Genomic DNA, 25,486 nt, shown 5'->3' with positions numbered 1-25,486 from the left:
CAGCTCGCTCGTCACTTTCCGGCCCGCTTCTCCCCGACGAGGGTGACGACGCACTCGATGACCTGGGCGAGGGTCAGCTCGGTGGTGTCCACCTCGACGGCGTCGTCCGCCTTGGCGAGCGGGGAGGTCTTGCGGGAGGAGTCGGCCGCGTCCCGCTTGATCAGCGCCTCGCGGGTGGTGGCCACGTCGGCGCCCTTGAGCTCGCCGCTGCGGCGGGCGGCCCGCGCCTCCGCCGAGGCGGTGAGGAAGATCTTCAGGTCGGCGTCGGGCAGCACGGTCGTACCGATGTCCCGCCCCTCGACGACGATCCCGTGCTCGGCGTCGGCGGCCAGCGACCGCTGCAGCTCGGTGATCCGGGCCCGCACCTCCGGCACCGCGCTGACCGCGCTGACCCGGGAGGTGACCTCCTGGGTGCGGATCGGACCGGCGACGTCCACGCCGTCGACGGTGATCGTCGGGTTCGCCGGGTCGGTGCCGGAGACGATCTCCGCCTTGCCCGCGACGGCGGCGATCGCCGTCGGGTCCTCGATGTCGATCCCGTTGGTCACCATCCACCAGGTGATCGCCCGGTACTGGGCGCCGGTGTCCAGGTAGCTCAGCCCGAGCTGGGCGGCCACGGCCTTGGACGTGCTCGACTTGCCCGTGCCGGAGGGACCGTCGATGGCGACAATCACGGGCTGGGCGGCGCCGTTTTCCACGGGGGGACACCTTCCTGGTGCGAGGCGGTGGGTGTGCGGGGCGCGACTGTGCCCCGCACAAGGTTACCGGGCACGGGTCACCCTTCTGGCCGAGGCCGGTCCCCGGCCCGTGCCGCCTACTGCCGGATCGCCCAGCCCCGCTCCCGCAGCGCCGCCGAAAGAACCGTCGCCGACTTCGGTTCGACCATGAGCTGCACCAGACCCGCCTGCTGTCCGGTCGCGTGTTCGATCCGTACGTCCTCGATGTTGACGCCCGCCCGTCCGGCGTCCGCGAAGATGCGGGCCAGCTGACCCGGCTGGTCGTCGATGAGCACCGCGACGACCTCGTACACGCGCGGGGCGGCGCCGTGCTTGCCGGGGACGCGGACCTGTCCGGCGTTGCCGCGACGCAGGATGTCCTCGATGCCGTCGACGCCCTCGATGCGCTTCGCCTCGTCGGAGGACTCCAGCGCGCGCAGGGCCCGCACGGTCTCCTCCAGGTCGGCGGAGACGTCGGTGAGCAGGTCGGCGACGGGCCCCGGGTTCGCGGAGAGGATGTCGATCCACATCCGGGGATCGGAGGCGGCGATCCGGGTGACGTCCCGGATGCCCTGCCCGCACAGCCGTACGGCGGCCTCCTCGGCGTTCTGCAGCCGCGCGGCGACCATGCTGGAGACCAGGTGGGGCATGTGGGAGACGAGCGCGACGGCGCGGTCGTGGGCGTCGGCGTCCATCACCACCGGGACGGCCCGGCAGTGCGAGACGAGTTCCAGCGCGAGGTTGAGGACCTCGGTGTCGGTGTCCCGGGTCGGGGTCAGCACCCAGGGCCGGCCCTCGAAGAGGTCGCCGGTCGCGGCCAGCGGGCCGGACTTCTCCCGGCCGGACATGGGGTGGGTGCCGAGGTAGGCCGACAGGTCCAGGCCGAGCGCCTCCAGCTCCCGGCGCGGCCCGCCCTTGACGCTGGCGACGTCCAGGTAGCCGCGGGCCACGCCCCGGCGCATCGCGTCGGCGAGCACCGAGGCCACATGGGCGGGCGGGGCGGCGACCACGGCGAGGTCGACGGGCCCCTCGGGCGCGTCGTCGGTGCCGGCGCCGAGCGCGGCGGCCGTACGGGCCTGTCCGGGGTCGTGGTCCTCCAGGTGGACGACGACGCCCCGCTGGGCGAGGGCCAGGGCGGCGGAGGTGCCGATCAGCCCGGTTCCGATGACGAGTGCGGTCCTCACTGGGCGATGTCCTTGCGCAGAGCGGCGGCGGCGCCGAGGTAGACATGGCTGATCTCGGCGCGCGGCCGGTCGGACTCGACGTGCGCGAGCAGCCGCACGACCCGCGGCATGGCGCCCTCGACCGAGAGTTCCTGGGCGCAGATCAGCGGTACGTCGACGATGCCGAGCTTGCGGGCGGCGGCGGCCGGGAAGTCGCTGTGCAGATCGGGCGTGGCCGTGAACCAGATGCTGATCAGGTCGTCCGCGCTGAGGGAGTTCCGCTCCAGGACGGCGGTGAGCAGGGCCCCGACCTGCTCGTCCATGTGCCCGGCCTCGTCGCGTTCCAGTTGGACGGCTCCCCGGACCGCTCGTACCGCCACGGCGCTGCTCCTTGCTGAGGTCATTGATGCACGGCTTCTCAAACGTCCAGCCTAGTCAGCCCGGGCCGACGCGAGTGCGCCCCGCCCGCCCCCTGAGACGCGGCGCGTCCGGTTGCGGGGCACCGCCGGGACGCGCTTGGCTGGCAGCTGTACGTGCTTCCGCACCCCCGGAGTGACGCCATGACCTTCTCCCCGACACGACGCACGGTGCTCATCGTGACGGGCGGCGCGACAGCGGCCCTCGCCACGGGCTGCGGCAACGACGACGGCGGTTCGTCGTCGGACGCGGCGGACACGACGAAGTCCGCCGCCGGGGGCGCGCTGGCGAAGACCGCCGACATCCCCGAGGGCGGCGGCAAGATCTTCACGGCCGAGAAGGTCGTCGTCACCCAGCCCACGCAGGGCGACTTCAAGGCCTTCTCCGCGGTCTGCACCCACCAGGGCTGCACGGTCGGCTCCGTCGCGAACGGCACGATCAACTGCCCCTGTCACAAGAGCGAGTTCCGGATCGCCGACGGCTCGGTGGCCTCCGGTCCGGCGACGAAGCCGCTGCCGGAGAAGCAGATCACGGTGACGGGCGACACCATCACGCTGACCTGATCACAGGTGACTTGATCACAGGGGCTTGATCACAGGTCCCACAGCGCGCCGAGCGTCACCAGCTCTCCCTGGTACTCGATCCGGTCCGCCCAGGGCGTGGGCCAGGCGTCCGCGCCGGCGTGCGCGCCCGCGAAGGCGCCCGTCAGACAGGCGATGGAGTCGGAGTCGCCGGAGGAGCAGGCGGCCCGGCGCAGCGCGGTCACCGGCTCGTCGGGGAAGAGCAGGAAGCACAGCAGCCCGGTGGCCATGGCCTCCTCGGCGATCCAGCCCGCCCCGGTGGCCAGGCACGGGTCGCTCTCGGGCGCGGGGTCGCGCAGGGCCTCGGCGAGGCGGTCCAGGACGCCCAGGCACTCGTCCCAGCCGCGCGCGATGAAGTGCTCGGCGGACGGGTCCTGGCTGCGGGTCCACAGGTCGCCGAGCCAGCGCTGGTGGTAGCGGGTGCGGTTCGCGACGGCGTACGCGCGCAGCTGTCCGACCAGGCCGGCCGGCGGGGCGCCCTGGGCGAGGAGCCGTACGGCGTGGGCGGTGAGGTCGGACGCGGCGAGCGCGGTGGGGTGTCCGTGGGTGAGCGCGGACTGGAACTGGGCGGCGCCGGCGCGCTGTTCCTCGCTGAGGCCGGGGGCGAGGCCCACGGGGGCGACGCGCATGTTGGCCCCGCAGCCCTTGGAGCCGATCTGGCTGGCGTCCTGCCACAGCCGCCGCTCGTCCCTGAGCAGGTCGCAGGCGGTCAGGCAGGTCCGGCCGGGGGCCCGGTTGTTCTCGGGCGACTGGTACCAGTCCACGAACTCCTCGCGCAGCGGCCGCTCCAGCCGGGTGGGCACGAGCAGTCCCCGGTCCATCGCGGTGCGCAGGGCGCGGGCCACGGCGAGGGTCATCTGGGTGTCGTCGGAGACGACGGCGCGTCCGGGCAGTTCCATGCCCCGCCAGGGCCCGCACTTGGCGAGGATCGAGGGGACGTCGTTGAACTCGGTGGGGAAGCCGAGCGCGTCCCCGAGGGCGAGGCCCAGCAGGGCGCCGGTGGCGGCGCGCTTCCTCACGGTGGTCGTGGTCATGCGGAACGTCCTTCCCGGGGCGGTCGCAGCAGGGGCGGGTGGAGCGCGGTGGCGGTGCCCGCGCGGTAGAGCGCGGCCGGTTTGCCGCGGCCGCCGGTCAGCCGCGCGGCCCCGGGCACCGGTTCGACGAACCCCGGTGTGGCCAGCACCTTGCGGCGGAAGTTGGGACGGTCGAGCCCCGTCCCCCAGACCGTCTCGTAGACCTGCTGGAGCTCGCCGAGGGTGAACTCGGGCGGGCAGAAGGAGGTCGCGAGGCAGGTGTACTCGAGCTTGGCGCCGACCCGGTCGTGGGCGTCGGCGAGGATCCGGTCGTGGTCGAAGGCGAGCGGCCCGGTGTCGTCGTACGGCAGCCAGCGGGCCTGGGCCGCGTCGCCGCCGCCGTGCGGTTCGGGGGCGTCGGGCAGCAGTGCGGCGAAGGCGACGGACACGACCCGCATCCGGGGGTCGCGGTCGGGGTCGCTGTAGGTGCGCAGCTGCTCCAGGTGGAGTCCGGACGTCGCGCAGACCTCGTCCAGGCCGGTCTCCTCGGCCAGTTCGCGCCGGGCGGCCGTCTCGGCGGACTCGTCCGGCCGTACGAAGCCGCCGGGCAGGGCCCATTTCCCGGCGTACGGCTCCTGTCCGCGCTCGATGAGCAGCACGTGCAGGGCGCCCTCGCGGAGGGTGAGGACGGCGAGGTCGACGGTGACGGCGAAGGGCTCGTGCGCGTACTTGTCGTAGCCCTGCACCTCTGCCGCCTCCTTCACGGTCAACCTTTATGGTCAACATGACTAATAGTCGGGACGACTATAAAGAATCGGCCGACGGCCCACAAGCCCTCAGCGGCCCCCTGACAGGGTTTTGCACAAACGGAGGCGGCCGGCACCGGAGAACCCGGTACCGGCCGCCACACAGCCGTGCAGAGCGCCTCTAGAGGTCGACCTCGTTCATCAGCATGCCGACCTCCGTGTTGGACAGCCGTCGCAGCCAGCCCGACTTCTGGTCGCCCAGGGTGATCGGCCCGAAGGACGTGCGCACCAGCTTCTCGACCGGGAAGCCCGCCTCGGCCAGCATGCGGCGCACGATGTGCTTGCGGCCCTCGTGCAGGGTGACCTCGACGAGGTAGTTCTTGCCGGTCTGCTCGACGACCCGGAAGTGGTCCGCGCGCGCGTACCCGTCCTCCAGCTGGATGCCGTCCTTGAGCTTCTTGCCCAGGTCGCGCGGGATCGGGCCCACGACGGCGGCGAGGTAGGTCTTCTTCACGCCGTACTTCGGGTGGGCCAGCCGGTGCGCCAGCTCGCCGTGGTTGGTGAGCAGGATGACGCCCTCGGTCTCGGTGTCGAGCCGGCCCACGTGGAAGAGCCGCGTCTCGCGGTTGGTGACGTAGTCCCCGAGGCACTGCCGGCCCTCCGGGTCCTCCATCGTGGAGACGACACCGGCCGGCTTGTTCAGCGAGAAGAACTGGTACGACTGCGTCGCGACCGTCAGGCCGTCGACCCTGACCTCGTCCTTCTCCGGGTCGACCCGCTTGCCCTGTTCGAGCACGATCTCGCCGTTGACCTCGACCCGCGCCTGCTCGATCAGCTCCTCGCAGGCCCGGCGGGAGCCGTAGCCCGCGCGCGCGAGGACCTTCTGGAGCCGCTCGCCCTCCTGCTCGGCGCCCGGGAAGGTCTTGGGCGGCTTGATGTCCTTCTTGCCCGCGTACCGCTCGCGGTTGCGCTCCTCGGCCCGCGCCTCGTACTCGCGCGAGGTGCCCGGGGCCGTACGCCCGCGCTGGGGCTGGGGCTTCCTGGGGCCGCCCTTGGCGCCGCCGCGCGCGGAGCCTCCGCGCCCGGACTTCGGGCCGTCCGGGGAGGCGGAGGGGCCCACGTCATAGCGGCGCTCCTCGGGACGGGGCTTGCGGGGGCGCCCCTGGCCGCCCTGGCCGCCTTGTCCGCCTTGTCCGCCCTGCTTCTGGTCCCTGCCGTTGCCGGCCCCGCGGTAGTTCCCGCGCCCGCCGCTCTTCCCGCTACCGCTACCGCTGCTTCGCATCAAAATTCCGTCGTCGTCGTGTCAGTCGTCTTCGTCGTGGGCCCGTCGTCCGTGTCCGGGGCGTCCGGGTCGAACGACGGCACGGCTTCCTGGGTCTCGGCCTCGATCGCCTCCGCCTCCGGGAGGAAGGGCGCGAGCTCCGGGAGCTCGTCCAGACCGCGCAGGCCCATCCGCTCCAGGAAGTAGTTCGTCGTCGCATACAGGATCGCACCTGTTTCGGGTTCCGTGCCCGCCTCCTCGACCAGACCGCGCTGCAACAGGGTGCGCATCACACCGTCGCAGTTGACTCCGCGCACCGCGGAGACCCGGCTGCGGCTGACCGGCTGGCGGTAGGCGACCACGGCGAGCGTCTCCAGCGCGGCCTGGGTGAGCCGGGCCTGCTGCCCGTCCAGCACGAACCGCTCCACGGCGGGCGCGTACTCCGCGCGCGTGTAGAACCGCCAGCCGCCCGCGACGAACCGCAGCTCGAAGCCGCGCCCCTGCACGGTGTACTCGTCGGCCAGTTCCCGCAGCGCGTCGGCGACCTGCCGCCGGGGCCGCTCCACGATCTTCGCGAGGTGCTCCTCGGTGGCGGGCTCGTCCACGACCATCAGGACGGCCTCCAGGGCACCCTTGAGATCGAGCGCGGCGACGGTGCTCTCGGTCACGGCTTCCTCCCCTTCTCGCTTCCCTTCTCGCTTCCCTTCTCGCTTCCCTTCTCGGGCTCCTCGGGTGTCTCCGGCGGCCGGTCGAACTCGTCGGTGACCATCGGCTCGGCGTCCCCGTCCCCGGCGGTCCAGCGCACGAGCAGCTCGCCGAGCGCGGTCTCCTGGTCGAGCGCGACCGCCTTCTCCCGGTACAGCTCCAGCAGCGCCAGGAACCGGGCCACGACGGTCAGGGTGTCGTCGGTGTCCTCGACGAGCGTCCGGAAGCTGGCCACGCCCAGTTCCCGCAACCGCGCGACGACGATCCCGGCCTGCTCCTGCACGCTCACCAGCGGGGCGTGGATGTGGTCGACGTACACCTGCGGCTTCGGCCGGGGCTGCATCGCCTTGACCGCGAGTCTGGCGAATCCTTCCGCCCCGATGCTGATGACCACCTCGGGCAGCAGCTCGGCGTGGTGCGGTTCGAGGCCCACGGTACGCGGGTAGCGGCGGGCCTCGACGTCGAGCCGGTACGTGAAGATGTCGGCGACCTGTTTGTACGCGCGGTATTGGAGCAGCCGGGCGAACAGCAGGTCCCGGGCCTCCAGCAGCGCGAGGTCGGCCTCGTCCTCGACCTCGGCGGCGGGCAGCAGCCGGGCGGCCTTGAGATCGAGCAGGGTGGCGGCGACGACGAGGAACTCGGTCGTCTGGTCCAGGTCCCAGTCCGGCCCCATCGCCCGGATGTGCACCATGAACTCGTCGGTCACCCTGGACAGCGCGACCTCGGTGACGTCCAGCTTGTGCTTGGAGATCAGCTGGAGCAGCAGATCGAACGGACCCTCGAAGTTCGCGAGCCGCACCTTGAAGACGCCGTCGGGGGTTTCCGGCGGGGCTTCCGGCGGGGTTCCGGCCGGTGCTTCAGCCAATGCTTCGGCCGGCGGCACCTCCTCGACGGCCGGCGCCTCTTCGACGACCGGCTCCTGCACCGCCGTATCCGGCTCGCCCTGCGGAGCGCCCGGCCCCCGGCCCAGCACACGTCGGCGACCGCCCGCTCTGCCGGGCCCGGAAGCGTCCTGGGAGGGGTTCGAGGAGGTCATGGCCCCCGCAGGCTACCCCTACCGCCCCCGCAGCCGTCGTACGAGGATGCTGGCGTCGCCCCGGGTCTCCAGGTCGGCGAGCACCACGGCGACCGCCTCCCGCACGATCCGCCCCCGGTCCACGGCCAGCCCGTGCTCGCCGCGGAGCACCAGACGGGCGTGCTCCAGGTCCATGAGTTCCTCGGCGGACACGTACACGGTGATCTTCTCGTCGTGCCGCTCCCGCCCGCTGGGCCGGCGGGCGGCCTGCCGCCCCCGCTTGCGCGACGCCTCGCCGGAGGCGGCGGCAGAACCTTCCTGCGCCGGTGCCGCGGGCCGCCGCGCGGGGCGCTCCCCGGCGATGGTCTGGTCGGCGTCGGCCGCCACATGCTCCGGGCCCTCGCCGTCCCCGCCCTGCGCGGGGACGGCCTGTGGCGCGTCCTCGCCCGCGGCGACCCCGTCGCTCTCGCCCGCCGGGGCGGGCACCCGGGCCTCGCCACCGGCCTGGCGTCGGGGTGCGGACGGCTGCAGCGCCATCCCCCCTGTCGTACGGAAGAGTTCGTCGGCCCCCGGCAGACTCACTCGGCGTGACACCGGGCGAGCACCTCCCTGGCGAGCTGGCGGTAGGCGGCGGCGCCGACGGAGTTGGAGGCGTACGTGGTGATCGGCTCACCGGCGACCGTGGTCTCCGGGAAGCGGACCGTGCGTCCGATGACCGTGTGGTAGACGTGGTCGTCGAAGGCCTCGACCACCCGGGCCAGGACCTCGCGGCTGTGGACCGTGCGGGAGTCGTACATCGTGGCGAGGATGCCGTCGAGCTCCAGCTCCGGGTTGAGCCGCTCCTGGACCTTCTCGATGGTCTCGGTCAGCAGGGCCACACCGCGCAGCGCGAAGAACTCGCACTCCAGCGGCACGATGACCTTGTGCGCGGCCGTGAGCGCGTTGACCGTGAGCAGGCCGAGCGAGGGCTGGCAGTCGATGACGATGTAGTCGTAGTCGTCCATCAGCGGCTTGAGCGCCCGCTGGAGGGTCGACTCGCGCGCGACCTCGGAGACCAGCTGGACCTCGGCGGCCGACAGGTCGATGTTGCTGGGCAGCAGGTCCATGTTGGGGACCGCGGTCTTCAGGAGCACCTCGTCGGCCGCCATGCCCCGCTCCATGAGCAGGTTGTAGACCGTGAGGTCGAGCTCCATCGGATTGACGCCGAGGCCGACCGACAGCGCGCCCTGCGGGTCGAAGTCGACGAGCAGCACCCGGCGTCCGTACTCCGCGAGCGCGGCACCCAGGTTGATGGTCGACGTCGTCTTGCCGACGCCGCCCTTCTGGTTGCACATCGCGATGATCGTCGCGGGGCCGTGCTGGGTCAGCGGGCCCGGGATCGGGAAGTACGGCAGCGGGCGTCCGGTCGGGCCGACGCGCTCACGGCGCTGCCGTGCCGCGTCGGGCGCGAGCGTGGCCGCGTACTCCGGGTCCGGCTCGTATTCGGCGTCGGGGTCGTAGAAGTGCCCGTCGGGCAGTTCGTCGTAGTCGGCGAAGTGGTTGTGGGGCGCGCCACTTCCGTCGCCGGCCATGGCGTTCACGTGATGACCGTCCATGCTCTGGTGTGCTGACAGAGCCGTGCGGGGGCCGAGCCGGCTCTGGTGGGCTGCGAAGGTTCGGACAGCGACGGAGCCGACAGCCTCGAACCCCGCGGAACCCTGGTCCCGCGTAGGCATTCCTGGTTGACCACCCCCGGGAGCAAATGTCGACTCATTCACAAGTCGTCTTACCTCCTTGGTGACCAGGAAACTTCTAGACAAGGTCAGCGTGGCACCATGCCGACGGTTGGCGACTCTATGGCGTGTCGGGCGTCCGCAGCAACACAATCCGCCGGACCCGGCCCGATGTGTCGGCAATGAAACATGTCGCTGTCAAGGGCGTACGGCCGTCGCACGGCAGGTTCAACCGGTGTGCGAATCGGTCGAAGGGTTACGTTCGAGGCGAGTTGACCGAGAGCCGCAAAGTGACCATACACACACCCGGCCGGACCTTGTGGGGCAAGGTCCGGCCGGGTGTCTGCCGTTGACGCGCCTTGTTGACGTATCGCCTTTACGGAAAGGTGACTTAGCCGAGGAGCTGGTCGAGCTCCATGTGCTCCAGGCCGTGCGCCTCCGCCACCTCGCGGTAAACGACCTTGCCGTCATGGGTGTTGAGGCCCCGGGCCAGTGCGGCGTCGCGGCGCAGCGCCTCGACCCAGCCCCTGTCGGCGAGTTCGACGATGTAGGGCAGCGTGGCGTTGGTGAGCGCGTAGGTGGAGGTGTTGGGGACGGCGCCGGGCATGTTGGCGACGCAGTAGAAGACCGAGTTGTGGACCTGGAAGGTCGGCTCGGCGTGGGTGGTGGGGCGGGAGTCCTCGAAGCAGCCGCCCTGGTCGATCGCGATGTCGACAAGGACACTTCCGGGCTTCATCCGGGACACCAGCTCGTTGGTGACGAGCTTGGGGGCCTTGGCGCCGGGGATGAGCACGGCGCCGATGACGAGGTCGGCCTCGAGGCAGGCCTTCTCCAGCTCGAAGGCGTTGGAGACGACGGTCTGGATCCTCGTGCCGAACACCTTGTCGGCTTCCTTGAGCTTGTTGATGTCCTTGTCGAGCAGGGTGACGTGGAAGCCCATGCCGACGGCGATCTGCGCCGCGTTCCAGCCGGAGACGCCGCCGCCGATGACGACGGCCTTGCCGGCCGGGACGCCGGGGACGCCGCCGGGCAGCACACCGCGGCCGCCGCCGGCCCGCATCAGGTGGTAGGCGCCGACCTGCGGGGCGAGGCGGCCGGCCACCTCGGACATGGGCGCGAGCAGCGGCAGCGCGCGGTTCGGGAGCTCGACGGTCTCGTAGGCGATCGCCGTCGTGCCGGACTCCAGCAGGGCGTCCGTGCACTCCTTGGACGCGGCCAGGTGCAGGTAGGTGAAGAGGGTCTGGTCCTTGCGGAGGCGGTGGTACTCCTCGGCGACGGGCTCCTTGACCTTGAGCAGCAGGTCGGCGGTGGCCCACACCTCGTCGGCCGTCTCCAGGATCACGGCCCCGGCGGACACGTACTCCTCGTCGGTGATCGACGAGCCGACGCCGGCGTTGCGCTCGACGACCACCTGGTGGCCGTGGCGCACCAGCTCGTGCACGCCGGCGGGGGTGATGGCCACCCGGAACTCGTTGTTCTTGACCTCGCGGGGGATGCCGACCTTCACGTCGATCACGGTCCTTGGCTCAGAGGGTGTGGGCATAGAGATACATACCCGGATACAAGGGGTACACCGGGATACACCGCAGGAGAAGGTGCGGCAGAGCCAGTCTAATGAAGGTATTCCCGCTGTCTAGCCTTTCAATGCATCAATCTTCAGCCGAGGCACTGCGGATTTCGCAGGTGTTAGGGCTGTGTTCCAGCCGATCGTGCTCCTCGAGCAGCCGGCCCGCCTCGCCACGGTGCAGCCGCGCGGCCGTCGGATCGCCGAGATGGTCCAGGGTGTCGGCGAGGCGCAGCCGCACCGCCGCCTGCAGCCGGGTGTCCTCGGCCCGCCGCGCCCACTCCAGCGCCTCCTCGCAGGTGCGCAGCGACTCCTCGGGCCGGCCCGCGTACTCCTGGACCCGGGCCAGCTCGCTCAACGCCCGCGCGTAGGCGGCCACATCGCCGTTCTTGCGGTGTCCGGCCGCCGCGGCCCGCCAGGCCCGCTGCGCCTCGCCGTAGCGGCCCGCGTAGGTGTGCGCGCCGGCGATCCGGCCGTACAGCCGGGCGGCGTCCGTGCGCTCGTCCCGGGCCAGGCGCTGGGCGAGGGCCCGCCCGTACCAGTCGGCGGCCCGTTCGTAGTCCCCGAGTTCCAGATGCGCGCCGCCTACGGATTCCATCGCGCGGCCGGTCGCGTACGGGTCGTGCGCCGCCCGTCCGGCGTCCAGCGCCGCCCGGTAGCGCACCAGGGCCTCGGCCGTGCGCCCGGTCCTGGCGTCCACGTCGGCCAGGTTCAGCAGGGCGGCGGCCTTCTCCCGGGGCAGGTCGCGGCGCTCGGCCACGTCGAGGACCAGCCGGTGGACGCCGTAGAGGTCGGGCGCGGCCTCCTGGGTGCCGAAGTGCGCGACCATCGCCCGCACCAGCTGGGACATCAGCCGGCGGGCCAGGGTGTCCAGCTCGCCGTCCGCGACGGCCGCGCGGGCCGCGGCGAGCAGGGCGGGGCGGCGAGCGGTGAGCCACTCGGCGGCGGCGGCCCGGGTGGGGAAGCGCAGGCCGCGGGGGGTGCCCTGGAGCTTCTCGCGGGCCTGGAGGTTGTCCGGCTCGGTGACGGCCCGGCAGGACTGCAGCAGCCGTACCGTCCGCTCGAACATCCGGGCGCGGGCCAGCTGGAGCTCGGCGGGGCGTTCCTGGGCCTCGGCGGCGGCGCGCAGCAGGGGGTGCAGGGCCGCCGGGACCTCGTACTGGGGCAGCGGGGAGTCCACGGCCCGCAGGAGGCCGTGGGCGGTGAGGTCGTCCAGGGCGGTCCGGGCCGCGCTGATCGAGCAGCCGGCGAGCGCGGAGGCGGTGTGCGGGTCGGCCAGTCCGGCCGGGGCCAGCGAGAGCAGGCGCAGGGTGCGGGCGACGGGGGCGGGCAGGGTGGCGTGGACGAGGCCGAAGACATGGCTGAGCGGGGTGCCGGCGGAATCCTCGGCGATCTCCGCGTTGAGCTGTTTGGCGAGGTCGGAGACGGCCGCCTGGGGGCGGGCGGCGAGCCAGCCGCCGGCCAGGATCAGCGCGGCGGGCTGGCCCTGGCAGATCTCGACCAGGCCCTCGGCCGCGCGCGGGTCGACGGTGATGCGGACCGAGCCGGTGTACCGGGTGAGGAGGTCGAGGGCGGACTTGGTGTCCAGGCCGCCGAGGGTGCAGGGGCGGACGTCCGCGATGCCGGTGAGGGGGCCCGCGGAGACGGCGACGAGCAGGCATTCCGGGGTGTCCGGCAGCAGTGCGTCGACCTGGTCCGCGCCGGTCGCGTCGTCCAGCAGGATGAGTGCGCGCCGGTCGGCGAGGGCCTCGCGCAGGGTGGCCGCGAGCTCGTCCTCGTCGGCGCCGGCCGGGGTCGGCACCTCCAGGGCGGTGAGGAGGTCGCGGGCGGCGCGCTCGACGGGGACGGGGGTGCCGTCGGGTTCGGCGAGCCGGGTGCGCAGGACCCCGTCGGGGTAGCGGCGGGCGACCTGTCGTACGAGCTCCTCGGCGAGCGCGGTGCGGCCGGAGCCGGGCCGGCCCGCGATGAGGAGCACGCGTGCGCGGGGGGCCTTCCGCCCGGTGAGGGTGTCCAGCCCGGTGCGTTCGATGTCGGCGCGCAGTTCCTTCAACTCCCGGATCCGGCCCAGGAATTGACCCCGTGTCGCAGCGTGTCCGGACAGCTGCACGCCGCCTGTGTCCACTGCCTGATCCGTCACGGGCCACACTCCCGTCCCACGCGCACGCCTGTCCGCCGGGACTCCGGATCGGACGATTCCAGAGCCTAGTTCACGCTCTGCGACGTTCCGGGCGCAGGACGGTGGGGCGCAGCCATGAGGTCCCCCGATCGGATCAGGCGATCGTCACACCGCAGCCGCGCGTGCGGCGGCTCAGGCCTCGAACGGGCGCGCCGGCCAGGGCGCCTCCGCGGGACGCAGCGCGTCGAGGCCGTCCCCGCCGCGTGCGGCCGCGAACGACAGCACGCCCACCACGAGACAGGTGTTGTGCACATCGCCCGCGAGCACCGCCCGGACGAGCTCGTCGACCGGCACGCGCGCGTGCTCCATGTCGGCCTCCTCGTCCTCCACCGCGAAACGCTGTCCCTCGGCCTCGGACAGCCCCCGGGCGAGGAAGACCCGTACCGACTCGTCACAGCCGCCGGGAGTCGTGTACACGTCCGTCAGCACCCGCCAGTCCTCGGCCTTGACGTGTGCCTCCTCGTACAGCTCGCGCTGCGCGGCGTGCAGCGGGTTCTCGCCGGGCACGTCGAGCAGACCGGCGGGGATCTCCCAGAGCTTGTGGCGTACGGGGTGGCGGTACTGCTTGATCAGCAGCACCCGGTCCTCGTCGTCGAGGGCGAGGACGGCGACGGATCCGGGGTGGACCTGATAGTCGCGGCGGACCACGCCACCGTCGGGCATGACCACCTCATCCGTACGGACGGAGGTCTTGTTGCCCACGAAGGGGGTCTCCGTGGAGCGGATCTCCCATGCCTCGGGGGTGTCCTTGATCGTCCTGATCGTCATGCCCTGCAGCCCTTCCACGTGCATAAACGAAAACCGGGGTGCTCACCTTTGAAGGGAAGCACCCCGGCCACCGTACAAGCTGGTGTGTTACTTGGAATTCTCCCGCTCGCCCTCGACCCGCTGCCGCTCGACCGAGGCCTTCACCAGGCCGGCGAACAGCGGGTGCGGGCGCGTGGGCCGCGAGCGCAGCTCGGGGTGCGCCTGCGTGGCGACCAGGTAGGGGTGGACGTCGCGCGGGTACTCGACGTACTCGACGAGCTTGCCGTCCGGCGAGGTGCCGGAGAACAGGATGCCCGCCTTCTTCTCCAGCTCGGCGCGGTAGGCGTTGTTCACCTCGTACCGGTGACGGTGCCGCTCCTCGACGTACTCCTTGCCGTCGTAGACCTCACGGACGATGGAGCCCTCGGCCAGCTTGGCCGGGTACATGCCCAGGCGCATCGTTCCGCCCATGTCGCCCTCGCCCGCCACGATGTCGAGCTGCTCGGCCATGGTGGAGATGACCGGGTGCGCGGTGGCCGCGTCGAACTCGGTGGAGTTCGCGTCGCCGATGTCGGCGAGGTTGCGGGCCGCCTCGATCACGATGCACTGCAGGCCCAGGCAGAGGCCGAGCAGCGGGATCCGGTTCTCGCGGGCGTAGCGGATCGCGCCGACCTTGCCGAGCACACCGCGGTCGCCGAAGCCGCCCGGGATGCAGATGCCGTCCACGTCGGCGAGCTGCGCCTTGGCGCCGGCCGGGGTCTTGCAGTCGTCGGAGGTGACCCACTTGATCTTCACGCGGGCCTTGTTGGCGAAGCCGCCGGCGCGCAGCGCCTCGGTGACCGAGAGGTAGGCGTCGGGCAGGTCGATGTACTTGCCGACCAGCGCGAGGGTGATCTCGTGGTCGGGGTTGTGGACGCGGTCGAGCAGGTCGTCCCAGGTCGTCCAGTCCACATCGCGGAACGGCAGGTCCAGCTTGCGGACAACATAGGCGTCCAGGCCCTCGCCGTGCACGGTCTTCGGGATGTCGTAGATGGACCGCGCGTCGGGGCAGGCCACGACCGCCGCCTCGTCGACGTCGCACATCAGCGAGATCTTGCGCTTGATCGCGGTCGGCACCTCGCGGTCGCAGCGCAGCACGATCGCGTCGGGCTGGATACCGATGTTGCGCAGGGCGGCCACGGAGTGCTGGGTGGGCTTGGTCTTCAGCTCGCCGGACGGGCCGATGTACGGCAGGAGCGAGATGTGCACCACGAAGACGTTGTCCCGGCCGACCTCGTGCCGCACCTGGCGGACGGTCTCCAGGAACGGCAGCGACTCGATGTCGCCGACCGTGCCGCCGACCTCGGTGATCACGACGTCGACCTCGTCCGTCGCCATACGGCGGATGCGGTGCTTGATCTCGTTGGTGATGTGCGGGATGACCTGCACGGTGTCGCCCAGGTACTCGCCGCGCCGCTCCTTGGCGATCACCGTCGAGTACACCTGGCCGGTGGTGACGTTCGCCGAGCCGTCGAGGTCGCGGTCGAGGAAGCGCTCGTAGTGGCCGATGTCCAGGTCGGTCTCGGCGCCGTCGTTGGTGACGAACACCTCACCGTGCTGGAAGGGGTTCATCGTGCCCGGGTCGACGTTCAGGTACGGGTCGAGCTTCTGCATCACGACGCGCAGACCGCGCGCCTTGAGCAGCATGCCCAGGCTGGAGGCGGTCAGACCCTTGCCGAGAGAGGAGGCGACACCCCCGGTGACGAAGATGTGCTTGGTCGTCGTAGATTTCGGCGGCATGGCCAAGAGGGGGCTCCCGTGGTCGCGGTCTGGGGTCGCTGCGGTTCGGGGGTTTCGAGCCCACCGGTCCACGGGCTACCAGGGTATCAGCGCCTCGACGGGATGGCTTCCGGCCACGCTCCGGGTACGCGCCGACACCGGACGCGCCATTCGCGCGAGCCGGGCAGACTACTTCTTACGGGCTTCTCACCGGTGGCTCACCCGTTCGGCGTACGCACGTTGCCCGGAGCGACACACAGATCATCTACGTGCGTCGTATCCTGCTCGGACACTCGCTGCCGAGCCCGGCCGGTCAGACGGCACACCCCAGCCCGTAACCACCGGAACAACGAGAGCTCGTCAGTTCGTTGAGCAAGAATTGGCGTTTTGCCCATACGGCGGAGCGTTTGCTTTGCTTCATCGCTCAACGACGCATTACAACGACCCCTTGACCGCACTAGCGACAGCCCCCCGTTCGCGTGGGGGTGACGTGGCCGTTCGACTGGAGTTGCACGTGGCCGGGCGCATCGAAGACTACGCACTCATCGGAGACATGCAGACCGCTGCCCTGGTCTGCCGTGACGGGACAGTGGACTGGCTGTGCCTGCCCCGCTTCGACTCGCACGCGATCTTCGCAGGTCTGCTCGGCACAGAGGAACACGGCTTCTGGCGCCTGGGCCCCGCCCACGCCTCCGACACCCGGCCGCCCGCCGCCGCCCGCCGCACCTACCGCGGCGACTCGCTGATCCTGGAGTCCGAGTGGGACACCCCGCGCGGCACGGTCCGGATCACCGACTTCATGCCCCCGCGCGACGGCGCGCCCCAGCTGATCCGCATCGTCGAGGGCGTCACGGGCCGCGTCCCGATGCGCTCCACCCTGCGCATGCGCTTCTCCTACGGCCGTGTCGTCCCGTGGGTGCACAAGCACGAGGGGCGCACGGTCGCCGTCGCGGGCCCGGACTCGGTGTGGTTCGACACCACCGCCGAGACCTACGGGAAGTCGCTGACCACGTACGCGGACTTCACCGTCGCCCCCGGTGACCGGATCGCGTTCACGATCTCGTGGGAGCCCTCGCACAAGCAGCCGCCGCCGCTGCCGGAGCCGGAGCAGTCGCTGGAGGCGACGGAGGAGTTCTGGCGCGAGTGGGTCGAGCACTGCACCTACCACGGCCCCTACCGCGAGGCGGTGATCCGCTCCCTGATCACCCTGAAGGCCCTCACCTACGCCCCCACCGGCGGCATCGTCGCGGCCCCCACCACCTCGCTCCCCGAGGACATCGGCGGCGTCCGCAACTGGGACTACCGCTACACCTGGCTGCGCGACGCGGCCATCACCCTCTCCTCGCTGCTGCGCACCGGCTACCGCGAGGAGGCCCGCGCCTGGCGCGAGTGGCTGCTGCGCGCGGTCGCCGGCGACCCCGAGAACCTGCAGATCATGTACGGCATCGCGGGCGAGCGCGAGCTGGGCGAGGCCGAGCTGGACTGGCTGCCGGGCTACGAGAACTCCGCCCCCGTCCGGGTCGGCAACGGCGCGGCGCACCAGCTCCAGCTGGACGTCTACGGCGAGGTCACCGAGGCCCTGCACCTCGGCCACATGACGGGCCTCGCCCGCAACGACTACGCCTCCCTGCTCCAGCTGAAGCTGATCCGCTACCTGGAGAAGCACTGGGACACGCCCGACGAGGGCATCTGGGAGGTGCGCGGCCCGCGCCGGCACTTCGTGCACTCCAAGGTGATGGCGTGGGTCGCCGTCGACCGCACCATCAAGCTCATCGAGTCCGGCGACGCCGACGGCCCGCTGGAGCGGTGGCGCGAGCTGCGCGACGACATCCACCGGGACGTGTGCGAGAAGGGCTACGACAAGGAACGCAACACGTTCACCCAGTCGTACGGCTCGAAGGAACTGGACGCCTCGCTGCTCCTGATCCCCCAGATGGGCTTCCTGCCGCCCGACGACAAGCGGGTCATCGGCACCATCGAGGCGATCCAGCGGGAGCTGTCCACCCCGGACGGCTTCATCCTGCGCTACCCCACCTCGGGCGACAACGAGGGCGTCGACGGCCTCCCCGGCGACGAGGGCGCCTTCCTCGCCTGCTCGTTCTGGATGGCCGACGACCTCGCGATGATCGGCCGCGTCGACGAGGCCCGCAAGCTCTTCGAGAAGCTGCTCTCCCTGCGCAACGACCTCGGCCTCCTCGCCGAGGAATGGGACCCCCGTCTCAAGCGCCAGGTCGGCAACTTCCCCCAGGCCTTCAGCCACGTGCCCCTGATCGACACGGCACTGCGGCTGACGGCTTCGGGGGCCTACGGCGGCTGACGCGATCATCGCCGGGCAGGGGAGGATCCCTCCCCTGCGTGCCATCAGCTCCCGACGGGGCGGTATCCCCACCGGATGGTGACGGTGAGGGCTTTCGCGCCCCGCACGATGCCGAGCGTCGACGTGGAGTGCGGGCGGTGTCGGGCGGCGGCCGCGCCGAGGTCGTCGGGGGTGCGGACCGGGCGGCCGTCCACGGTCGTGATGCGGTCGCCCTCGCGCACCCCGGCCACATCGGCGGCGAAGCCCGGCACGACCTCCGTCACGCGCAGGCCGTCCGCGGCGCCGGCGGTCCGGACACCGGCGTAGGCCTGGTCGCCGTCGACAGGGCCGACGAACCTCTGCGCGAGGCCTTGTGCGTACCCCGCGACCACGTCGGAGGGCACGATCGTGCCCTGGCCGTCGGGCGTGACGAACACGACGTAACCGAGCAGTGCGGGTTCCTGGGCGCGCCGCTGCGTCAGCACCGGTGTGGTCATCAGCGGTGCCGTGCCGTCGGACGCGACGGTGGACTGGAAGAAGTCGTCGACCTCGTACAGCCGCCCCAGCCGGGAGGTGGCCCCGGCCCTGCCGGAGCCGAGGAAGGCCGTCGGGGTTCCGGCCGGCTCGGTGGCGAAGGCCCAGCGGGTCAGGTGCGGCCGGAGCGAGGCGGGAAGCCGGACGTCGACCAGACAGAAGACGGCACCCCACCGGCCCGCGCAGTGTTCGGTCCCGCCCAGCTCCGCTCCCCGGTACCGGACGCGGACGGGGTGTTCGACGGACAGCCCGTCGGCCGCGGCGGTGACGAAGAGGTAGTGGCCCCGCAGCGCGTCCGGGTCCTTCGCCTCGCCGAAGAACGTCTCCAGCGCCACTGCCTTCCACCCGCTGATCCGGGGCATGACGTAGCGGTCGGCGAGCGGGCCGATCAGGGACGCCGGGCGCTCCTGCCCGGCGCCGGGGCCCTGGACCGTGGCGGTGAGCCGCGGCGCCGCCGCGTCCAGCCAGGCGTCGGCCGCCATGGCCTTCCCCGAGCGGTGCTGCGCGACGGTCGCGGCGATGAGGAGCACGACGACGATGCCGACCACCAGCTTCAGCGCCTTGGGCGCCAGCCAGGCCGCGAGGGCGCCCGCCATCAGGACGGGGGTCCACGCGGGATGGTCCAGGAAGTCGGCGGGCCGCTCGGGGGAGGGCGCCTCGGGCAGTCGGTCCGGCGGCAGGTCGGGGCAGTTCAGGATCTTCTCGGCCAGCACGGTACGGGGGCCGGGCCGGGCGGGGTCCCAGGCGAGGCGGGCGGCGGCGTCGGTCCCGGGCAGGTCCAGGGCGCAGAAGAGCACATGGGCCGAGGTCACCTCCCGATGCCGGAGGTGGTGGGCGAGGTCGGTGGCCCGCCGCAGGCTGTCGGCGACGGCGGCGCTGACGGTCGGCGCGACGTTCCCGACCTCCACCCGCACACCGCCCTCGCGTGCTTCGTCGCCCTGTCGCGCCGGGCGGACGACGATGCCTGCCACGGCCCAGGCGTGCAGCGCCGGGTCATGGCGGTCGGCCATGTGGGCCAGCAGCCCGGCGGTGCCGGCCTCGGGTGAGGGGCCGGGGGCCGCCGCGAGCGGTCCGGCGGCCGACTGGGCCTCGGCGAGCCGCGCGGCCCAGTCGCCGAGTTCGGCCGAGGGGACCAGCCGGTACGTACCGGTCGGGCGCTGCGGGGCCTCGGAGGACTCGGGGGACTCGGGGGACTCGGGGGACTCGGGGGACTCGGGGGACGTACCGATCGGGTTCCGCGGGGCCTCGGGGGGCGAGGAGTCGGCGGGGAGCCGGGGCGCGGGCGGCAGGTCCGCACCCGGCAGGTCCGCACCGCGGACGCGGTCCACGAGCAGCCGTACGACCGCGGCCTGTCCCCGCGCATCCACGGCGCCCAGCCACACGGCCGCCGCGCAGTCGTGGTCGGCGGCCATGCCGTGGACGACATGAACGGGATCGACGACTCCGTGGCCCTGGTGCCGCGCCAGTCGCCGACCGCCTTCGAGGGCCGCCATGAGCGCCTGGCTCACCTCGAACCGCTCGTCGCATCCGACGGTCAGGACCACCCGCCCCCTCTCGTGGCCGGACCGCGTCGCGGCGCCGTCGGGAGCCACGGTGTCCAAGGCGTGCCAGAACGCCGACCACGGGGAGGCGGCGCCGCCGTCCGTCTCGGTGACCGCCGCCAGCAGCGCCAGCGTGGTCACCGGGGACCCGGACGGCAGCAGGGTCCGGGCGTGGCGCAGCGCGCGCCGGGACGACTCGCTCAGCTCGGGGCCCCGAGGTCGTGACGTCGTGGCGCCGGGGCGGCTGACCTTGCGCAGCACATCGAACCGGAGGGAGCCGTGGACGTCCGGCTGCTCGTCGTCGCTGTGGGACGTCCACGATCTCCAGGTGTCCGCGAGTCGTCGGGCCGCGGGCGGCGGGTCGGTGGTCCAGCAGGTCAGGTTCGCCCAGCCGGCGGCCGCTCCGGTGCCGACGCGCGGGGTACGGCTCAGGGTCCGCAGCGCCCCGCCCAGCGTCTGGGCCGGCCGCTCGCCCTGGGCGCTGCCCACCACGACCCGGGCGATGACGGAGGCCACGATCGGGCTGGCGTTGATCGGGGCCTGACCGCCGACCACGCTGCGGGCGCCCGCCAGGAGACACGCGGTCGGCAGGCCGAAGGGCTCCTGCGCCTCGGCCGGCAGCAGATGGGCGGCCCAGCAGGACCCCAGGACGACGGTGCCCGGCCAGTTCCATCTGCGGGCGGTGGTGGCCGACAGGTATCCGCCGTCGGCGAGGCGGACACCTCGGCTGGCGGAGTCGGGGGCGGTGTCGCCGTGGTGGAAGAGCACGGCCACGTCGTCCGGTGCGGCCGTGCGGAGGGCCTCGTGCAGGTCCGCGCGGTTCGCCGGCTCGCTCACCGGCGGCGGCAGGGGCTCCCGCTCGACGAACGCGGTGAGTCGTTCGGTGAACATCGGCACGGCGGCATGGGCGATCACCCGCCCCTGGACCGGCGGCCCGACGCGGTGTGCTGCCGTCCCCTGCCCAGCCTCCTCCTGAGCCGCCGCCCCCTCCCCCGCCGGCCGGTCCCCCGCCGGCCGGTCCCCCACCGGCCGGTCGCCCGGCGGCACCAGCAGGCCGAGGCCGGGCACGAAGACGGTGGTCGCGCACTCGGCCAGCGTCCGGTTCCCGGTGAGCCGCAGACCGGCGAAGGGCACCAGGGCGAGTGGTCCGTCCGGGACCACGACGAGGACGGCCGGGGCGTCGGGGGTGGACGACTGCTCCAGCCAGGTGCCGAGTCCGGCGGGCAGCAGCACGTCGGCCAGCTCGTCCCACACGGGCCGCGACAAGGCGATCTCGGTGTGCACCTGAGCGGCCTGCGGTATGCCGTCGTCGTCGCGGCCCTCGCCGGTGTCGGCGAGCATGGTCAGCAGCCCGTGCGGCGTACTGCCGCCGGGCGCACCCCGCGGCGGCACGGGCAGCGTCGCGCAGTGCAGTCGCACCCCCGAAGGGCCCGCCATCGCGCAGGCGATGTGCCACCCCGCCGTGTCCTCACGGCACCGGTAGGTCAGCGCCACCCGGCCGGCCAGGGCGGACTGGAGTCGGCGGACGTCGGGCAGATCGGGGAACAGCGCCTGCGCCATCTCGCGGGATTCGATCTCCATGATCTGCGCCCGCCGTACGGCCTGTGCGCCGTCCATGGCGGATGGGTGCCGCTCGTTCGCCCGCGCCGCCCGTTCCGCGGAGACCGTGACCCGCTCGTCGGCGTCCAGCTCGGCGAGCAGGGTCCGCAGCTTGTCCTCGGGGGTGTGGCGCAGGCCTCGGCGGATCGCGTCGGCCAGCGCGTTGCGGTTCAGCGACTCCATGAACCACAGGGCGAGCTCGGCGGCCCGCCGGGGGTGGTGGACCACACCGGTGTCCAGGGCGGTGAAGACGGCGTCGGCCAGAGCGCCTCGTGCCTTGGCCAGCCCGAGCCGGTTGTGGCGGTCGCGCAGTCGTCCGCGGGGCGCCTCGACCCGTTCCAGACTGTGCAGCAGGCCTTCGAGCAGGCGGTCCTCCGCCACGGCCGACCGGGCGTCCCGCCGCAGCAGACACGCGGTGATGACCCAGGCGCTCCACAGGCCCGCCTGCTCCGGCTGGGCCAGTTCCTGGAACAGTTCGCCGGCCGTGGTGAGCGGTTCGACCGCCTCGCGGTAGCGGCGCCGGGCGAGCAGCCGGTTGCCGATGAGCGCGTAGGACTCCGCCCGTACGGCGACCAGGTCCAGCGCCTCCACCGGGGTCAGTTCCGTGCTGAAGAGCGGCTCGCCCAGCTCGGTGACCAGGTTCGCGATCCGGCGCGCCAGCCGCAGCCCGTCCTCCTCGTCCGCCGTGTCCGCGAGGCCGGCCGCTCGCGCCAGCAGGTGGCGCAGGACCAGGGCGTAGCGCTGTCCCAGCACCAGCCGCAGCAGCGTACGGTCCGGCCACCTGGGGATGTCGGCCCGCTCCAGGGCGATCAGCATCCGCAGCGCCGGCGGCACGGGCCGCTCCCGGGTCGTCAGCGTCCTGCGCGCCTTGTCCAGGTGCCCCTCCACCTCTTCGTACCGGCCGGTGGCCTGGCAGAACAGACCGTGGGCGGCCTGGAAGGCCGGCTCCTGCCGCCAGGGGTCGCCCTCGTCGCCCTCGCCGTCCTCACCGTCCGACGCGGTCCGGCGCGCGTCGAAGAGGAACTCCACGTCCGCGGCCCGCCCGGCCCCCAGCGCGTCGTCCACCGCGCGAGCCGCGCACCAGGCCGCCGCCGCGGTGGCCCCCCGGGAGACGAAGTACGCGTGCGCGTCCAGCGCCTCGCGCGGCGGTCCGGTACGGCCGCCGCGCCGCAGGTCGACGCACCGGCGCAGGTGTCCGCGCGCCCGGCGCGACCAGGTGGCCCGGAACGGGGGCCGGAAGCCGGCCCGGGTGGCGGCCAGCAGCCGGGCCCGGGCGATGACGCGGCGTACGAGCCAGCCGTAGAGGACCGCGACCGTCATCGGGCCGAACCGGACCGCGAGACTGCCCGGCACGAAGAACTCGTTGAGGCAGAACAGGCCCGCGGTGAACACCGCCGCGTAGAGCGGCAGCCGGGTGACCACGCTGACCGCGGTCCCCGACGGCAGCCGCCGGGTCGACCGGCGGCCCAGGCGCAGGACGACGGCGCACGCGGTGAGGGCCAGCAGCACCGGGAGGACCGCCCACATCCGGTGGCGCAGCATGAACTGCAGCAGCGGGTCGGGGGTCACGTCGTAGTCCGCTGCGGGAGTCGGCGCCACGCCCACCCACCACAGGCCCAGCGCGGCGGGCGGGAGGAGCGCCAGCGCGTCGAACGCCACCGCGCGCGCGGCGTTGACCACGACGTACGTGGCCTCGTACGCGAAGAGACTGCCGCCGGAGGCTCGCCAGACCGGTGTGTCTCTCAGGGCCTGAATCGGTCTCGATCCCACGGAATCGCCCCTCCCCGAGAAGCGCCGACTATACGCTGCAAGGCGACCTCGGACAGGGGGAATTGATGACGCATCAGGCCAGAACGCCCGACAGCGCGACAAGCGGGCACCCTCGGACATGGACGACCCCCCTCATCGACGCCGAGCACTGGCTGGTGCTCTTCGACACCGAGGGCGTCGACGGCGCCGGGGAACTGCCCGACCGTGCCGTTCTGGACGAGCTGAGCCGGCTCGCGCACCGTCGGCAGCACCGCCCCACCATGGGAGCGGGCGACTGGTCCGAGGTGGCCGCGCTGGCCGAGGCCATCGGCAGCGGAGCGGCCGCCAGCGCGGTGTGGGCGGGCTGCCAGTCCGCCGCGGGCTATCTGCGGCGGCGCAGGGAGGCCCGCAGGGCCGCCATCGACCGGGCCGAGGCCGACCGGCTGGCCCGGCTGGCCGTCGACGCCGTCCGGCGGACGGCCGGGCGGGACGGCTCCGACGTCCCCCTGCCCCCGGCCGATCGGCTGCCGCCGTCCGAGCCCGTGGCGCCCGGCCCGGACGGCCGGCCCACCGCGTACGTCCTGCGCATCGGCCGGCCGGACTTCACCCTGCGGGTCACCATCTCCCTCGACGGTCAGGCCGCCGACGTCGAGTTCCAGGTCGAGGAAGTGGTGCCGGACCTCTGACGGGCTCCGGCCGGTCCTCTCCCCCGGCCCAACAGGACCGCGCCGCCGCGCGCGCCTAGGCTGGGAAGGTCATACTGCCCCTGCACGGAAGGGGGCGCCCCATGGCCTCCCCGTCGAAGGCGGGCGCGGCCCTTGCCGCGCTGCGCGAAGAACTGTCGGGCGACGTGTTCGCCCCGGACGACCCGGGCTACGACGAGGCCCGCACGGTCTTCAACGCGATGGTCGACCGGCGGCCTGCGGTGATCGCGCAGTGCGTGGACGAGGCGGACGTCGTACGGACGGTCCGCTTCGCCCGTGACCTGGACCTGCGCGTCGCGGTGCGCGGCGGCGGGCACAGCGTGGCGGGCAGCGCCCTGGGGGACGGCGCGGTGGTGGCCGACCTGCGGCACATGCGGACGGTCGCCGTCGATCCCGAGGCCCGTACGGTGCGCATCGCGGGCGGCGCCACCATGAGCGACCTGGACCGCGCCTGCGCCCCCTTCTCGCTCGCCACCACCGGCGGCCGGGCCTCCACCACGGGCGTCGGCGGTTTCGTCCTCGGCGGCGGCTCCGGCTGGCTGGACCGCTCCTTCGGCCTGGCCGTCGACAACCTGCTCGGCGTGGACCTGGTCACCGCCGACGGCACCCGGACGCACGCCGACGCCGACGACAACCCGGAGCTGTTCTGGGCCCTGCACGGCGGCGGCGGGAACTTCGGCGTCGCCACCGCGCTCACCCTCGGCCTGCACGACCTGCCCGACTTCTCGATCGCGCTGCTGCTGTACCAGCCCGACTTCGGCCGCGAGGTCACCCGCACCTACCGCGAGGTGATCGCGGCCGGTCCCGACGAGGCGAGCGGCATGGTCGTCTACTTCACCGGCCCGCCGGCGGAGTTCGTCCCGCCGCACCTGGTCGGCACCCTGCTGGTCGGCGCGCTGCTGACATACGCCGGTTCCGAGGCCGATCTGCGCAAGGTGGCCGAGCCGATGCTGGCGCTGCCCCACGAGGCGGCGGTCGTCGGCGCGATGCCGTACGCCGAGGTGCAGTGCATGCTGGACGACCCGCCGGGCATGCGGAACTACTGGTCGGCGGAGTACCTGACCGGCGTACCGGACGAGTTCGTGGACGTCTACTGCGCCCGCGGCGAGTCTGTGCCGGTGCCGACGGGCACCATGCACGCGCTGTTCCCGCAGGGCGGCGCGATCGCCGCGGGCCCGCACGACTACCCGGTGCCGTACCGCGACGCGCCGTGGGGCGTGCACCCCTTCGGTCTCTGGGAGGACCCGGCCGACGACGAGCGCTGCGTCGCGTGGGTGCGGGACGTACGGTCCGACACGCGGCCGTGGAGCACCGGGGACGTCTATCTGAACTTCATCGGCGACGAGGGCACCGACCGGGTCGTGGCCGGCCTCGGCGCGCAGAACGCGCGGCGGCTCGCGGACGTCAAACGGCACTACGACCCCGACAACGTCTTCCGCTTCAACCACAACATCAAGCCCGCCTGACCGGCCGCTCGGCTGTCTGCCGG

Annotated in this window: 19 protein-coding genes; 4 read left to right on the top strand and 15 right to left on the bottom strand. The window is 72.7% G+C overall.

Annotated elements, in window-relative coordinates:
• Positions 1 to 11: 11 nt before the first annotated feature.
• From cmk to aroH, 3 genes are all read right to left on the bottom strand, one after another.
• On the bottom strand, positions 12 to 698 hold the full coding sequence (gene cmk, locus ABZ464_RS30990) for a (d)CMP kinase (RefSeq protein ID WP_359282157.1): 687 nt from the start codon (positions 696 to 698) through the stop codon (positions 12 to 14).
• A 116-nt stretch (positions 699 to 814) separates the two neighbouring features.
• Positions 815 to 1,900, bottom strand: a complete 1,086-nt coding sequence (locus ABZ464_RS30985) for a prephenate dehydrogenase (RefSeq protein ID WP_359282155.1) — start codon at positions 1,898 to 1,900, stop codon at positions 815 to 817.
• Complete coding sequence (gene aroH, locus ABZ464_RS30980; RefSeq protein ID WP_359282152.1) at positions 1,897 to 2,259, bottom strand: chorismate mutase; 363 nt, start codon at positions 2,257 to 2,259, stop codon at positions 1,897 to 1,899. Before aroH ends, ABZ464_RS30985 begins: the two co-directional genes overlap by 4 nt.
• A gap of 180 nt (positions 2,260 to 2,439) precedes the next feature.
• On the opposite strand from aroH, the gene ABZ464_RS30975 reads away from it, so the two are divergent.
• On the top strand, positions 2,440 to 2,859 hold the full coding sequence (locus ABZ464_RS30975; RefSeq protein WP_359282150.1) for a Rieske (2Fe-2S) protein: 420 nt from the start codon (positions 2,440 to 2,442) through the stop codon (positions 2,857 to 2,859).
• A gap of 29 nt (positions 2,860 to 2,888) precedes the next feature.
• On the opposite strand, the gene ABZ464_RS30970 is transcribed toward ABZ464_RS30975, so the two are convergent.
• The 11 genes from ABZ464_RS30970 to ABZ464_RS30920 form a co-directional block, all read right to left on the bottom strand.
• Positions 2,889 to 3,911 (bottom strand): ADP-ribosylglycohydrolase family protein, encoded by a 1,023-nt coding sequence (locus tag ABZ464_RS30970; protein ID WP_359282148.1) that lies wholly within the window; start codon positions 3,909 to 3,911, stop codon positions 2,889 to 2,891.
• Positions 3,908 to 4,654: an NUDIX domain-containing protein gene (locus ABZ464_RS30965; protein WP_359282145.1), complete on the bottom strand. Its 747-nt coding sequence runs from the start codon at positions 4,652 to 4,654 to the stop codon at positions 3,908 to 3,910. Before ABZ464_RS30965 ends, ABZ464_RS30970 begins: the two co-directional genes overlap by 4 nt.
• Before the next feature lie 163 nt (positions 4,655 to 4,817).
• Positions 4,818 to 5,918 (bottom strand): pseudouridine synthase, encoded by a 1,101-nt coding sequence (locus ABZ464_RS30960; protein WP_359282144.1) that lies wholly within the window; start codon positions 5,916 to 5,918, stop codon positions 4,818 to 4,820.
• On the bottom strand, positions 5,918 to 6,565 hold the full coding sequence (scpB, locus tag ABZ464_RS30955; protein WP_359282142.1) for an SMC-Scp complex subunit ScpB: 648 nt from the start codon (positions 6,563 to 6,565) through the stop codon (positions 5,918 to 5,920). The genes ABZ464_RS30960 and scpB overlap by 1 nt, the downstream gene beginning before the upstream one ends.
• Complete coding sequence (locus ABZ464_RS30950; RefSeq protein ID WP_359282140.1) at positions 6,562 to 7,638, bottom strand: segregation/condensation protein A; 1,077 nt, start codon at positions 7,636 to 7,638, stop codon at positions 6,562 to 6,564. The genes scpB and ABZ464_RS30950 overlap by 4 nt, the downstream gene beginning before the upstream one ends.
• Positions 7,639 to 7,656: 18 nt before the next feature.
• Positions 7,657 to 8,211: a hypothetical protein gene (locus tag ABZ464_RS30945; protein WP_359282137.1), complete on the bottom strand. Its 555-nt coding sequence runs from the start codon at positions 8,209 to 8,211 to the stop codon at positions 7,657 to 7,659.
• On the bottom strand, positions 8,196 to 9,332 hold the full coding sequence (locus ABZ464_RS30940; protein ID WP_359282134.1) for a ParA family protein: 1,137 nt from the start codon (positions 9,330 to 9,332) through the stop codon (positions 8,196 to 8,198). The genes ABZ464_RS30945 and ABZ464_RS30940 overlap by 16 nt, the downstream gene beginning before the upstream one ends.
• Before the next feature lie 388 nt (positions 9,333 to 9,720).
• Complete coding sequence (gene ald, locus ABZ464_RS30935; protein ID WP_359282131.1) at positions 9,721 to 10,845, bottom strand: alanine dehydrogenase; 1,125 nt, start codon at positions 10,843 to 10,845, stop codon at positions 9,721 to 9,723.
• A 133-nt stretch (positions 10,846 to 10,978) separates the two neighbouring features.
• Positions 10,979 to 13,030, bottom strand: coding sequence for a tetratricopeptide repeat protein (locus ABZ464_RS30930; RefSeq protein ID WP_359282127.1), 2,052 nt, complete (start codon positions 13,028 to 13,030; stop codon positions 10,979 to 10,981).
• Positions 13,031 to 13,201: 171 nt separating this feature from the next.
• Complete coding sequence (locus ABZ464_RS30925) at positions 13,202 to 13,837, bottom strand: NUDIX hydrolase (RefSeq protein ID WP_359282124.1); 636 nt, start codon at positions 13,835 to 13,837, stop codon at positions 13,202 to 13,204.
• Between the two features lie 87 nt (positions 13,838 to 13,924).
• Positions 13,925 to 15,595: a CTP synthase gene (locus tag ABZ464_RS30920; protein ID WP_359282121.1), complete on the bottom strand. Its 1,671-nt coding sequence runs from the start codon at positions 15,593 to 15,595 to the stop codon at positions 13,925 to 13,927.
• A gap of 493 nt (positions 15,596 to 16,088) precedes the next feature.
• Here ABZ464_RS30920 and ABZ464_RS30915 point away from each other — a divergent pair, with 493 nt between their 5' ends.
• On the top strand, positions 16,089 to 17,891 hold the full coding sequence (locus ABZ464_RS30915) for a glycoside hydrolase family 15 protein (protein ID WP_359282374.1): 1,803 nt from the start codon (positions 16,089 to 16,091) through the stop codon (positions 17,889 to 17,891).
• 44 nt (positions 17,892 to 17,935) lie between these two features.
• On the opposite strand, the gene ABZ464_RS30910 is transcribed toward ABZ464_RS30915, so the two are convergent.
• Positions 17,936 to 23,314, bottom strand: a complete 5,379-nt coding sequence (locus tag ABZ464_RS30910; RefSeq protein WP_359282118.1) for a CHAT domain-containing protein — start codon at positions 23,312 to 23,314, stop codon at positions 17,936 to 17,938.
• Positions 23,315 to 23,379: 65 nt separating this feature from the next.
• Between ABZ464_RS30910 and ABZ464_RS30905 the strand changes: the two genes are divergently transcribed.
• Together ABZ464_RS30905 and ABZ464_RS30900 are read left to right on the top strand one after the other, a co-directional pair.
• Complete coding sequence (locus ABZ464_RS30905) at positions 23,380 to 23,979, top strand: hypothetical protein (protein ID WP_359282115.1); 600 nt, start codon at positions 23,380 to 23,382, stop codon at positions 23,977 to 23,979.
• 101 nt (positions 23,980 to 24,080) lie between these two features.
• The gene (locus tag ABZ464_RS30900; protein WP_359282113.1) at positions 24,081 to 25,463 is read left to right on the top strand and encodes an FAD-binding oxidoreductase; all 1,383 of its coding nucleotides are present in this window, start codon (positions 24,081 to 24,083) and stop codon (positions 25,461 to 25,463) included.
• Positions 25,464 to 25,486 lie beyond the last annotated feature (23 nt).

Source organism: Streptomyces sp. NPDC005820 (assembly GCF_040630255.1).
Classification (GTDB): Bacteria; Actinomycetota; Actinomycetes; order Streptomycetales; family Streptomycetaceae; genus Streptomyces.
Note: the sequence above shows the minus strand (reverse complement) of the source record. Positions and strands in the feature narration are given on the sequence as shown.